This window comes from Bradyrhizobium sp. 21 (assembly GCF_023073335.1).
Lineage (GTDB): Bacteria > Pseudomonadota > Alphaproteobacteria > Rhizobiales > Xanthobacteraceae > Bradyrhizobium.
This window is the reverse complement of record NZ_JADPJG010000006.1, coordinates 85,407-97,666: the sequence shown is the minus strand read 5'-3', so window position 1 is coordinate 97,666 and position 12,260 is coordinate 85,407. Positions and strand designations below refer to the sequence as shown.

Genomic DNA, 12,260 nt, shown 5'->3' with positions numbered 1-12,260 from the left:
CGCAGCGTGGCCTTGACGGAAGGGGGCCTCTCGCGGGCGAAAGCCGCCCCGAAAGGCCCTTATTTCCTTGCTTCTGGCCGAAATCGCGCTATACACCGCGCCATCTCACACGGAAGCATGGCTCACAAGGCCGTCCGGTGGCAGCCGGGGCGACAACGCTCCGTTTTGCTCACACGCTTCCGGAGGAACCAACCGGAGAATTATAACGATGGCACTACCCGATTTCACTATGCGTCAGCTCCTCGAAGCCGGCGTGCACTTTGGTCACCAGTCTCACCGCTGGAATCCGAAAATGGCCCCGTTCATTTTCGGCGCTCGCAACAACATCCACATCGTCGACCTCGCGCAGACCGTGCCGTTGCTGCATAACGCCTTGCAGGCGGTCAGCGACACCGTCGCCAAGGGCGGCCGTATCCTGTTCGTCGGCACCAAGCGCCAGGCGCAGGACGGCGTTGCCGACGCTGCCAAGCGTTGCGCGCAGTACTTCGTCAATTCGCGCTGGCTCGGCGGCACGCTAACCAACTGGAAGACGATCTCGGGCTCGATCAAGCGCCTGCGTCACCTCGACGACGTGCTCGCCGGCGGCGATGCCTCCTCCTACACCAAGAAGGAGCGCCTGACGCTTCAGCGTGAGCGCGACAAGCTCGATCGCTCGCTCGGCGGCATCAAGGACATGGGCGGTCTGCCCGACCTGATCTTCGTGATCGACACCAACAAGGAAGACATCGCGATCCAGGAAGCCCAGCGGCTCAACATCCCGGTCGCCGCGATCGTCGACACCAATTCGGACCCGAAGGGCATCACCTATGTGGTGCCGGGCAATGACGACGCCGGCCGCGCCATCGCGCTCTATTGCGATCTGATTGCGCGCGCGGCGATCGACGGCATTTCGCGCGCCCAGGGCGATTCCGGCGTCGACGTCGGCGCTTCGGTTCGGCCGGTCGCAGAAGAGCTGCCGGCCGCGACGAGCGGCTTCCAGGGCCTCGCCGGTCCGCGCGGCACTTCCGACGACCTCAAGAAGCTCCCGGGCGTGTCGGGTGCGATCGAGAAGAAGTTCAACGACCTCGGCATCTTCCATTTCTGGCAGCTCGCCGAGCTCGATCACGACACCGCGCACAAGATCGGCGAAGAAGTCGGTCTGCCGAGCCGGGCCGATGCCTGGGTGGCCAAGGCCAAGGCGCTGACCGCGGAAGCGGAATAGTCAAAAAGAGCGATGGGTTGGCCGGATTAACTCCGGCCACCATTTCAGTTGACGCGAATTCCTGAGATGGACCGCGGCGAGGCGATTGGGCCGCGCCGCGGTGAACCGGCAGGCAAAAAGGATCTTCAACGATGGCAACGATCACCGCTGCGATGGTCAAGGAGCTGCGCGAATCGACCGGCGCAGGCATGATGGACTGCAAGGCCGCGCTGACTGAAAACGACGGCAACATGGAAGCGGCGCAGGATTGGCTGCGCAAGAAGGGCCTGTCGAAAGCCGCCAAGAAGTCGGGCCGCGTCGCGGCCGAGGGCCTGATCGGCGCGCTCACCAAGGGCACCAAGGGCGTCGTGGTCGAGGTCAACTCCGAGACCGATTTCGTCGCGCGCAACGGCCAGTTCCAGGGTCTCGTCAAGATGATCGCCCAGGTCGCATTCGACGTCGGCGCCGATGTCGAGAAGATCAAGGCCGCCAAGGTCGGTGACGTCACGATCGAGGCTGCGATCAATGACGCGATCGCGACCATCGGCGAGAACATGACGCTGCGCCGCGCGGCTTCGCTCGAAGTGACCCAGGGCGTGGTGTCGAACTACGTCCACGGCGCCGTCGTCGAGGGCGCCGGCAAGATGGGCGTGATCGTGGCGCTGGAATCGCCGGGCAAGGCCGACGAGCTCGCAACGCTCGGTCGCCAGATCGCGATGCATATTGCGGCCGCCAACCCGCTGGCGCTCGAACCGTCCGGCCTCGATCCGGCGGTCGTCAAGCGCGAGAAGGACGTGCTCGCCGACAAATATCGCCAGCAGGGCAAGCCCGAGAACGTGATCGAGAAGATCGTCGAGTCGGGCCTCAAGACCTACTACAAGGAAGTCTGCCTGCTCGAGCAGGCCTTCATCCACGACACCGGCAAGTCGGTGGCGCAGGCGGTGAAGGAAGCCGAGGGCAAGGTCGGCGGCGCGATCAAGATCGCGGGCTTCGTGCGCTATGCTCTCGGTGAGGGAATCGAGAAGCAGGAAAGCGACTTCGCGGCCGAGGTCGCCGCGGCCAGCGGCAAGAAGTAAGCGCCGGAATGTTCCTTCCGGCGTGCCGCCGGAAGCGGCGCCCGGACAAGGAAAGTGCTCATGACTGATCCGGTCTATCGTCGCGTCGTGATCAAGCTGTCCGGCGAATATCTCGCGGGAGAGCAGGGTTTCGGCATCGACCAGCCGACCCTCGACCGGGTTGCGGACGATCTGATCGCCGCCCGCCATCTCGGCACCGAGGTTGCGGTCGTGATCGGCGGCGGCAACATCGTGCGCGGCGTCGAGGTGTCTTCCCGCGGCGTCTCGCGGACGACCGGCGACACCATGGGCATGCTCGCCACCATGATGAACTGCCTCGCGCTGGAGGCGACGATCGAGCGCAAGGGAACGCCGGCGCGCACGCTGTCGGCCTTCGTCATGCCCGAGATTTCCGAGCTATTCACCCGCACCGCGGCGCACAAATACCTCGCCGAAGGCCGGATCGTGCTGCTCGGCGGCGGAACCGGCAATCCGTTCTTCACCACCGACACGACCGCGGTGCTGCGTGCCGCCGAGATCGGCGCCGAGGCGGTGCTGAAGGCGACCAATGTCGACGGCGTCTACTCGGCCGACCCGAAGAAGGATCCGACGGCGACGCGGTTCGACCGTCTGACGCATTCGCAGGCAATCGAGGGCGGCTACAAGGTGATGGACGCGACCGCCTTCGCGCTTGCCCGTGAGACGTCGCTGCCTATCATCGTGTTCTCGATCGCAGAGCCGGGTTTGATCGGCGCTGTACTGCGTGGCGGCGGCCACGGAACCATCGTCGCCGGCTGACGGCCCGTCGTCGCGCCCTCTCGGGTAGGGCGCGGGGAGGTCGCCGGGATTTTGAAGGAGAAACGTGATGACCACGGGTAATTTCGACCTCAACGAAGTGAAGCGCCGCATGCAGGGCGCCATCCAGTCGCTCAAGCACGAGCTTGGCGGCCTGCGCACCGGCCGCGCCTCCGCCTCGATGCTCGACCCGGTGCAGGTCGACGCCTACGGCACCCACATGCCGCTGAACCAGCTCGCTACCGTCAGCGTGCCGGAGCCGCGCCTGATCTCGGTGCAGGTCTGGGACAAGTCGATGGTCAAGGCGGTGGAGAAGGCGATCGTCGATTCCAATCTCGGCCTGTCGCCCGCGACGGAAGGCCAGGTGCTGCGCCTGCGCATTCCCGAGCTCAACGAGGAGCGTCGCAAGGAGCTCGTCAAGGTCGCGCACAAATATGCGGAAGCCGCCAAGGTTGCCGCGCGCCATGTCCGCCGCGATGGTCTCGACGTCCTCAAGAAGCTCGAGAAGAACCACGAGATGTCCGAAGACGACCAGAAGCGCCACTCCGACGAGGTGCAGAAGGCGACCGACGGTACCATCTCCGAGATCGACCAGTTGCTGGCCGCCAAGGAAAAAGAAATCCTCACCGTCTAAGGCAGCCACATGTCCAATGCCCCCGCGCCCGCAACGGAAGGACCCGATCGGTCCGACGCGCCTGCGCATGTTGCCATCATCATGGATGGCAACGGGCGTTGGGCGGCCGCGCGCGGCCTGCCGCGGGCCGAAGGCCATCGCCGCGGGGTCGAAGCCCTGCGCCGCGTGGTTCGCGCCTCGCACGAGCTCGGCATCCGCTACCTCACCATCTTCTCCTTCAGCTCCGAGAACTGGTCGCGCCCGGCGAGCGAGATCGGCGATCTCTTCGGCCTGTTGCGCCGCTTCATCCGCAACGACCTGGCGAGCCTGCATCGCGACGGCGTCAAGGTGCGCATCATCGGCGAGCGGGACGGGTTGGAAGGCGACATCTGCGCACTCCTCAACGAGGCCGAGGAATTGACGCGCGACAACACGCGCCTCACGCTCGTCGTCGCCTTCAACTACGGCTCGCGGCAGGAGATCGCGAAGGCGGCGCAGAAGCTCGCGCGCGAGGTCGCGGACGGCAAGCGCGACCCTGGCACGATCGACGCCGAGGCGATCGGGGGCCATCTCGATGCGCCCGACATTCCGGACCCCGATCTCATCATCCGCACCAGCGGCGAGCAGCGCCTGTCCAATTTCCTGATGTGGCAGGCCGCCTATAGCGAGCTCGTCTTCGTGCCGATTCACTGGCCCGATTTCGACAAGGCGGCCCTGGAAGGCGCGATCGCCGAATTTGCCAGGCGCGAGCGCCGTTTCGGCGGCTTGGTCGCGAAAACCGCCTCGTGAGCAAACCCGACGCCGCATCGGCGGGCTCGAAGCCTGCCCCGAGCAATCTCTTGACGCGGATCCTCGCGGCGCTGGTGCTGGCGCCGCTCGCCATTGCGCTGGCTTACGCCGGCGGCTGGCTGTGGGCGCTCCTCGTCACCCTGGTATCGGTCGGTCTTTTCGCGGAATGGCTGATGGTGGTGGGCGCGGGATCGGTCGCGCTGACGGGGGCAGGGACCATCGTCATCGCCAGCATGGGAGCCTGCGTCGCCTTTGGCGCGCTAAAGACAGCAATCATCACCGGCCTCATTGGCGGTGCGATCGTCACGGTGATCGCGCGGGGCAAGTTCGTCTGGGCGGCCGCCGGATTCGCCTATGCATCGGCGGCGCTGCTGGCCTCGATCCTGCTGCGGCAGGATCTCGTGAACGGCTTCGCGGCACTGACGTTCGTGCTGCTGGTGGTGTGGGCGACCGATATCGGCGGCTATTTCGCCGGCCGCGGCATCGGCGGACCGAAGCTATGGCCGCGCGTGAGCCCGAAGAAGACCTGGTCCGGAGCGGTCGGCGGCTTTGCCGCCAGCCTTGCCGTCGCGGCGGGCTTTGCCGCCAGCGGGTTCGGAAAGATGGTCCCTTTGCTGCTCGTCAGCGGCATCCTGTCGGTGGTATCGGCATGCGGCGATCTGTTCGAATCCGCGGTGAAGCGGCGCTTCGGTGTCAAGGATTCCAGTCACTTAATTCCCGGCCATGGCGGGCTGTTGGACCGTCTGGACGGTTTTGTCGCCGCCATCCTGGTGGCATGGATTATCGGCTTTCTCCGTCACGGTGTGCATAGCGCCGGAAGCGGTCTTATGGTTTGGTGAGGATATGAGCGCGGTCCCATTGCGTAACAACAAGGCTGCGGCGTCGACCGTCCGCAGCGTCACGGTTCTCGGCGCCACCGGCTCGATCGGCGACAGCACGATGGATCTGCTGCGCGCCTCGCCCGAGCGCTACCGCGTCGAGGCGCTGACGGCGAACAGCAATGTCGCAGCGCTGGCAAAGCTCGCGAAGGAGTTTTCCGCGCGCTTCGTCGCGATCGCCGACACCTCGAAGCTTACCGACCTCAAGGCTGCGCTGGCCGGCACCAGCACCGAATGCGGCGCCGGCGAAAGCGCGGTGATCGAGGCCGGCGCGCGTCCGGCCGATTGGGTGATGGCCGCCGTGAGCGGCGCCGCCGGACTGAAGCCGGCGCTGGCCGCGGTCGATCGCGGCGCGCATGTCGCGCTCGCCAACAAGGAATGCCTCGTCTGCGCCGGCGATTTCTTCATGCAGCGCGCGGCGAAGGCGGGCGCCTGCATCCTGCCGGCCGATTCCGAGCACAACGCGCTGTTCCAGGCGCTCGGCTCGGGCAATCGCGACGAGCTCGTCCGCGTCATCATCACGGCCTCCGGCGGCCCGTTCCGGACCTGGAAGCCTGCCGACATCGAGCAGGCGACCCTCGAGCAAGCCCTGAAGCATCCGAACTGGAGCATGGGCCAGAAGATCACGATCGATTCCGCCTCGATGATGAACAAGGGGCTCGAGGTGATCGAGGCCTCGTATCTGTTCGCCCTCACGCCCGACGAGATCGACGTCCTCGTTCATCCGCAGTCGATCATCCACGGCATGGTCGAGTTTTCCGATCGCTCGGTCATGGCCCAGCTCGGCACGCCCGACATGCGCACGCCGATCGCGCATTGCCTCGGCTGGCCCGACCGCATCAAGGGTCCGGCGGCCAAGCTCGATCTGGCCAAGATCGGCCAGTTGACCTTCGAGGCACCGGATTTCGAGCGCTTCCCCGGGCTGCGCCTGGCCTTCGATTCGCTCCGGACCGGGAAGGGGGCGACCACCGTCTACAACGCCGCCAACGAGGTCGCGGTCGCCGCCTTTATCGCCGGCAAGATCCGGTTCGGCGCGATTGCCCGGCTGGTAGAGGCGACCCTGGACGACTGGATCCGGAGCGGGAACCAGGCCCCGCTGACGTCGGCCGACGATGCAATCTCTGTTGACCATGTTGCGCGAAATAGAGCTGCCGCCCTATTGCCTCAAATTGCCTTAAAGGCATCCTAGATGGTTCGGGGCCAGGGCCTTGCGGCGCTGGATGAGGGAATTCGATGATCGACTTTTTCGTCCATAGTTTCAATACGTTGAGCCATGGGCTCCTCGGTTACGCGGTCCCCTTCCTGTTCGTCCTGACGATCGTGGTGTTCTTCCATGAGCTCGGCCATTTCCTGGTCGCGCGCTGGGCGGGCGTCCGCGTGTTAACTTTTTCGCTCGGCTTCGGACCTGAGCTGGTCGGTTTCAACGACCGCCATGGCACCCGCTGGAAGATCTCGGCGATCCCGCTGGGCGGCTATGTCAAGTTCTTCGGCGACGAGAGTGAGGCATCGACGCCGTCGTCCGAGACGCTCGCGGCCATGACGGCCGAGGAGCGCGCCGGCAGCTTCCATCACAAGAAGGTCGGCCCGCGCGCCGCCATCGTCGCCGCCGGACCGATCGCTAATTTCATCCTGGGCGCGCTGATCTTCGCCGGCATGGCGCTGTATTACGGCAAGCCGAGCACGATCGCGCGCGTCGACGGCGTCGTCGCCGACGGCGCTGCTGCTACGGCCGGCTTCAAGATCGGCGACGTCGTCTTCCAGATCGACGGCAAGCCGATCGAGAGCTTTGCGGACATGCAGCGAATCGTTGCGATGAATGCCGGTTCGGCGCTTGCCTTCCAGGTCAAGCGGGACGGCACCATCGTGTCGCTGACCGCGACGCCGGCACTGCTGGAGCGCAAGGACCCGTTCGGCAACAGCCACCGCCTCGGCGTGCTCGGCGTCGAGCACAAATCCCAGGCCGGTGAGGCCTCGACTTCGCCGGTCGGCGTCGGCGAAGCGCTGAAGATCGGGGTCGAGCAGGTCTGGTTCATCATCACCAGCACCTTCAAGTTCCTGGGCTCGCTGTTCGTCGGCAACGGCAATCCCAACGAGGTCAGCGGCGTGCTCGGCATTGCGAAGATGTCGGGGCAGGCGGCCAGCGCCGGGTTCCAGTTCGTCATCAATCTTTGCGCGGTACTGTCGGTGTCGATCGGCCTGTTGAACCTGTTCCCGATCCCGCTGCTGGATGGCGGTCATCTTATGTTCTATGCGGCGGAGGTCGTCCGCGGCCGGCCCCTGTCCGAGCGGACTCAGGAGATGGGATTCCGAATCGGGCTTGGTCTGGTGCTGATGTTGATGGTGTTTGCGACCTACAACGATATCCTGCGGATGGCGGCTTCCTGATAGGGGCTTTTTTGTGGCGTTGCTCTTGGCGTTGCTCTTGGGCAACGTCTTGGAATGAAAATGAAATTACGGCGCGCTCGGCCGTTTGCGGCGTCGGTGAAATTGGCTACAAGCGGCCTCAACTTGGGGAATCTCCAGACCGGCGTTGGGGTTGGGTCTGGTACGGAAATGATAAGGGCGCGTTGCGCAATGAAGTTTGGACTGCGACTCCGGGGGGGCTTGCTCGCAACCCTGATCATGTTCGGCGCGCCGGTGGTTGCCCCGGTTGGGACTGCTTTTGTGTCTTCGTCGGCGCACGCACAGACCGTGCAGTCGATTTCCGTGGAAGGAAATCGACGCGTCGAGGTGGAGACGATCCGCTCCTATTTCAAGCCGGGTCCGGGCGGTCGCCTGGATCAAGGCGCCATCGACGACGGCCTCAAGGCGTTGATCGAGACCGGCCTGTTCCAGGACGTCAGGATCAACCGCGGCTCCGGTGGCCAGATCGTCGTCTCCGTGGTGGAAAACCCGGTGATCGGCCGCATTGCCTTCGAGGGCAACAAGAAGATCAAGGACGAGCAGCTGACGGGCGAGGTCCAGTCCAAGGCGCGCGGGACCTTCTCCCGCGCCATGGTGCAGTCCGACACGCTGCGAATCGCCGAAATCTATCGGCGTTCCGGCCGCTACGACGTGCGCGTCACGCCTGAGGTGATCGAGCAGCCGAACAACCGCGTCGACCTCATTTTCACGGTCGAGGAGGGCTCCAAGACCGGCGTCAAGTCGATCGAGTTCGTCGGCAACAACGCGTATTCGTCCTACCGCCTGCGCGACGTCATCAAGACGCACGAATCGAACCTGCTGAGCTTTCTCGCCAGCAGCGACATCTACGATCCCGATCGCGTCGAAGCCGACCGCGACCTGATCCGCCGCTTCTATCTCAAGAACGGTTTTGCCGACGTCCAGGTCGTGGCCGCGCTCACCGAATACGATCCGGAGAAGAAGGGCTTCAACGTCACCTTCAAGATCGAGGAAGGCTCGCAATACCGCGTCGGTGCGATCGACTTCCGCTCCAGCATTCCGAACTTCGATCCCTCCTCGATGCGCAGCTATTCGCGCGTCAATGTCGGCTCGCTCTACAACGTCGAATCGGTCGAGAAGTCGGTCGAGGAGATGCAGATCGAGGCCTCGCGCCGCGGTTATGCCTTCGCCGTGGTCCGTCCCGGCGGCGACCGCAACTTCGAAGCCCACACCGTGTCGGTCGTGTTCAACATCGATGAGGGCCCGCGTACCTATATCGAGCGCATCAACCTGCGCGGCAACACCCGCACGCGCGACTACGTGATCCGTCGCGAGTTCGACGTCTCCGAGGGCGATGCCTACAACCGCGCGCTGGTCGACCGTGCCGAGCGGCGCTTGAAGAACCTCGACTATTTCAAGAGCGTGAAGATCACGACAGAGCCCGGCTCGTCGAGCGACCGCGTGATCCTGCTCGTCGACATGGAAGAGAAGTCGACCGGCGACTTCTCGGTCTCGGGCGGTTACTCCACGACCGACGGAGCGCTGGCCGAAGTCTCGGTCTCGGAGCGCAACCTGCTCGGTCGCGGCCTGTTCGCCAAGGCGTCGGTGACCTATGGCCAGTACGCCCGCGGCTACTCGCTGTCCTTCGTCGAGCCCTACCTGCTCGACTACCGTGTCGCGCTGGGCCTCGACCTCTATCAACGCGAGCAGAAGTCCAACAGCTACATCTCGTATGGCACCAAGACGCTCGGCTTCTCGCCGCGCCTCGGTTTCTCCTTGCGTGAAGATCTGTCGCTGCAGGTGCGCTACTCGATCTACCGGCAGGAAATCACGCTGCCGTACTATCTGGCGAACTGTAACAACGTCCTCGGTTCGTCGGCCTTCAACCCGAGCCCGGCCTTTGCCGCGTCGCAGACGCCGGCGATCGACCTGAGCTCGACCAACGGTCTCGGCTGCTACAGCGATGGCGAAGCCTCGCTGCCGGTGCGCAAGGAACTCGCGAACGGCAAGACGCTGACCTCGGCGCTCGGCTACACGCTGTCCTACAACACGCTGGACAACAACAAGAACCCCACCGACGGTCTTCTCGTCGACTTCCGGCAGGACTTCGCCGGCGTCGGCGGCGACGTCTCCTACCTGAAGTCCGTCATCGACGCGAAGTACTACACTCCGCTGGTCTCGGACATCGTCGGTCTCGTCCATTTGCAGTCCGGCATGCTGAACAAGATGGGAAGCGATCTGCGCATGCTCGATCACTTCCAGATGGGTCCGAATCTGGTCCGCGGCTTTGCTCCGAACGGCATCGGTCCGCGTGACTTGAATCCCTACGGCACGCAGGACGCGCTTGGCGGCACCAAATATTGGGGCGCTTCGCTCGAATTGCAGATGCCGTTCTGGTTCCTGCCGAAGGAAGTGGGCTTGAAGGGCGCGGTCTATGCCGACGCCGGCGGTCTCTATGATTATCAGGGCCCGACGACGTGGACTGTGACCAACGAGTTGACCACGCCCCAGAACTCGAACTGTACGCCATCGACGATCCGCCCGAGCGCCACGCCTGGAACGTGTACCGGCTTGGTGTATGACAACGGAAATGTCGTCCGCTCGTCGGTCGGTGTCGGTCTGATCTGGGCCTCGCCGTTCGGGCCGCTGCGCTTCGACTACGCCGTGCCGCTCACCAAGGGCAAGAATGACCGCACGCAAGAGTTCCGGTTCGGCGGCGGCACCTCGTTCTAATTCGATCAGCAGGGCATGATCCGGCTCCTCGGGAGTTCTCCGAGGGCCGGATTCCAAAAAGCCCGTGCTCAATTCATGAGATGAGGCATGATGCGGCCTGACCGCTTCATGCCGAAGCCGGACCGCGACGGGGTGGAATGGCGCAGCCGACCTTCTTCACAAAGCCACCTGCCTCAGCGCTGGCCGACATTGCCACGCTGACCAAGGCGGAGCTGGGCGACCCCGCCAGGGGCGGCCAGATCATCACGGGCCTTGCTTCGCTCGACGAAGCGGGCCCGATGCATCTGACGTTCTTCGACAATCTCAAATATGCCGACGAGCTCAAGGCAACCAGGGCCGGGGCCTGCCTGGTGAGCCCGCGTTTCGAGGCGCGGGTGCCCGCGCATGTGGCCGTGCTGCGGGCGACGCAGCCGTTCCGCGCCTTCGTCAGGATCGCGCGGGAGTGGCACGGCGACGCGCTCCGGCCGCAATCCTGGGTCGGCAATGACGGCATCGCGCCGTCGGCGGTCATCGACCCCACGGCCCGGCTCGAGGACGGCGTGATCGTCGATCCCCTGGCCGTGATCGGCCCGGACGTGGAGATCGGCAGCGGCACGGTGATCGGCGCCGGCGCGGTGATCGGCCCCGGCGTCAAGATCGGCCGGGATTGCAATGTCGGCGCCCGCACGGCCATCCAGTGCGCGCTGATCGGCAACGACGTGCTGATCCACCCCGGCTGCTCGATCGGCCAGGACGGCTACGGCTTCATCTTCTTCGGCCCCGAGGGCCATCTGAAGGTGCCCCAGACCGGCCGCGTGCTGATCCAGAACAATGTGGAGGTCGGTGCCGGCACCACCATTGATCGCGGGTCCTTGCGCGACACCGTGATCGGAGAAGGGACCAAAATCGACAATCAGGTCCAGATCGGCCACAATGTCACCATCGGCCGGCACTGCCTGCTGGCGGCCCAGATCGGCCTCGCGGGCAGCCTGACCCTCGGCGACAACGTGGCGCTCGGAGCGAAGGTGGGCATCAACAACCACGTCAAGATCGGGGACGGAGCTCAGGTGACTGCCATGAGTGGCGTCAAGGACGACGTTCCCCCGGGCGGACGCTGGGGTGGGTTTTTTGCCAAGCCGACCAGGCAGTGGTTCAAGGAAATTTTGGCGGTGGAGCGCTTGGCGCGCGACAGCAAGGCCGATCCGAAGCAGGAGGAACGGGAGTGACGGACGAAGCACCGGTCAGGTTCGAGCTTGTGGACATCAACATGATCCTGCAAACGCTGCCGCACCGCTTTCCGATGCTGCTGATCGATCGCGTGATCAACATCCGCACCGATTACAGCGGTATCGGTATCAAGAACGTCACCTTCAACGAGCCGCAGTTCCAGGGCCACTTTCCCGATCGACCGGTCTATCCCGGCGTCATGATGATCGAGGCAATGGCGCAGACTGCAGGTGTGATCGGCATCAAGTCGGTCGAAGGCACCGAGAAGCCGCGTGCGGTGTATTTCCTCACCATCGACAAGTGCAAATTCCGCAAGCCCGTGCAGCCCGGCGATACCATCGAATATCACATGCGCTCGATCGGCCGCCGCAAGGCCATGTGGTGGTTTCACGGCGACGCAAAGGTCAACGGCCAGGTCGTGGCCGAAGCCGACGTCGGGGCGATGCTGACGGATTAAGCGAAGGACTGCACCGTTCGGGCTCGTTCGCCCCGCAGGTTCGGCCAAGCCTGATGCGAGCCGCGTCGGGCCCAATTCATTCGCGCATCCTGAAGCGCTGGATGAAGACGTTGATGCATCCAGGCGATCGCCTCATCCGGCACTTGAAACAGGTCGATATGATACGTCACTG

11 protein-coding genes are annotated in these 12,260 nt (G+C 64.5%); all 11 read left to right on the top strand.

From position 1 onward, the window contains the following. The first annotated feature begins 208 nt into the window (after window positions 1–208). Complete coding sequence (locus IVB31_RS10205) at window positions 209–1,201, top strand: 30S ribosomal protein S2 (protein ID WP_247321440.1); 993 nt, start codon at window positions 209–211, stop codon at window positions 1,199–1,201. 131 nt (window positions 1,202–1,332) lie between these two features. Further along, a complete protein-coding gene (gene tsf / locus IVB31_RS10200; protein ID WP_247321437.1) occupies window positions 1,333–2,256 on the top strand; it encodes a translation elongation factor Ts in 924 nt (307 codons plus the stop codon). A gap of 60 nt (window positions 2,257–2,316) precedes the next feature. Beyond that, window positions 2,317–3,033 (top strand): UMP kinase, encoded by a 717-nt coding sequence (gene pyrH, locus IVB31_RS10195; protein WP_247321436.1) that lies wholly within the window; start codon window positions 2,317–2,319, stop codon window positions 3,031–3,033. 67 nt (window positions 3,034–3,100) lie between these two features. Next, a complete protein-coding gene (frr, locus tag IVB31_RS10190) occupies window positions 3,101–3,664 on the top strand; it encodes a ribosome recycling factor (RefSeq protein WP_247321435.1) in 564 nt (187 codons plus the stop codon). Window positions 3,665–3,673: 9 nt separating this feature from the next. Next, entirely contained in the window at window positions 3,674–4,432 is a 759-nt protein-coding gene (locus IVB31_RS10185) for an isoprenyl transferase (protein WP_247321434.1), read from the top strand. Further along, entirely contained in the window at window positions 4,429–5,271 is an 843-nt protein-coding gene (locus IVB31_RS10180; protein ID WP_247321433.1) for a phosphatidate cytidylyltransferase, read from the top strand. Before IVB31_RS10185 ends, IVB31_RS10180 begins: the two co-directional genes overlap by 4 nt. Window positions 5,272–5,275: 4 nt before the next feature. Then, window positions 5,276–6,499, top strand: coding sequence for a 1-deoxy-D-xylulose-5-phosphate reductoisomerase (gene dxr / locus IVB31_RS10175; protein WP_247321432.1), 1,224 nt, complete (start codon window positions 5,276–5,278; stop codon window positions 6,497–6,499). Window positions 6,500–6,543: 44 nt separating this feature from the next. After that, window positions 6,544–7,695: an RIP metalloprotease RseP gene (gene rseP, locus IVB31_RS10170; RefSeq protein WP_247321431.1), complete on the top strand. Its 1,152-nt coding sequence runs from the start codon at window positions 6,544–6,546 to the stop codon at window positions 7,693–7,695. A 189-nt stretch (window positions 7,696–7,884) separates the two neighbouring features. After that, window positions 7,885–10,425, top strand: a complete 2,541-nt coding sequence (bamA, locus tag IVB31_RS10165; protein WP_247321430.1) for an outer membrane protein assembly factor BamA — start codon at window positions 7,885–7,887, stop codon at window positions 10,423–10,425. 137 nt (window positions 10,426–10,562) lie between these two features. Continuing rightward, complete coding sequence (gene lpxD / locus IVB31_RS10160; protein ID WP_247321429.1) at window positions 10,563–11,630, top strand: UDP-3-O-(3-hydroxymyristoyl)glucosamine N-acyltransferase; 1,068 nt, start codon at window positions 10,563–10,565, stop codon at window positions 11,628–11,630. Beyond that, complete coding sequence (gene fabZ, locus IVB31_RS10155) at window positions 11,627–12,088, top strand: 3-hydroxyacyl-ACP dehydratase FabZ (RefSeq protein ID WP_247321427.1); 462 nt, start codon at window positions 11,627–11,629, stop codon at window positions 12,086–12,088. Before lpxD ends, fabZ begins: the two co-directional genes overlap by 4 nt. The last annotated feature ends 172 nt before the right edge of the window (window positions 12,089–12,260 follow it).

Excerpts from the sequence above, each read along its gene's own strand:
- IVB31_RS10185 (WP_247321434.1), top strand. The coding sequence starts at position 3,674 with ATGTCCAATGCCCCCGCGCCCGCAACGGAAGGACCCGATCGGTCCGAC.
- bamA (WP_247321430.1), top strand. The coding sequence starts at position 7,885 with ATGAAGTTTGGACTGCGACTCCGGGGGGGCTTGCTCGCAACCCTGATC.
- pyrH (WP_247321436.1), top strand. The coding sequence starts at position 2,317 with ATGACTGATCCGGTCTATCGTCGCGTCGTGATCAAGCTGTCCGGCGAA.
- IVB31_RS10205 (WP_247321440.1), top strand. The coding sequence starts at position 209 with ATGGCACTACCCGATTTCACTATGCGTCAGCTCCTCGAAGCCGGCGTG.
- frr (WP_247321435.1), top strand. The coding sequence starts at position 3,101 with ATGACCACGGGTAATTTCGACCTCAACGAAGTGAAGCGCCGCATGCAG.
- rseP (WP_247321431.1), top strand. The coding sequence starts at position 6,544 with ATGATCGACTTTTTCGTCCATAGTTTCAATACGTTGAGCCATGGGCTC.
- dxr (WP_247321432.1), top strand. The coding sequence starts at position 5,276 with ATGAGCGCGGTCCCATTGCGTAACAACAAGGCTGCGGCGTCGACCGTC.
- tsf (WP_247321437.1), top strand. The coding sequence starts at position 1,333 with ATGGCAACGATCACCGCTGCGATGGTCAAGGAGCTGCGCGAATCGACC.
- lpxD (WP_247321429.1), top strand. The coding sequence starts at position 10,563 with ATGGCGCAGCCGACCTTCTTCACAAAGCCACCTGCCTCAGCGCTGGCC.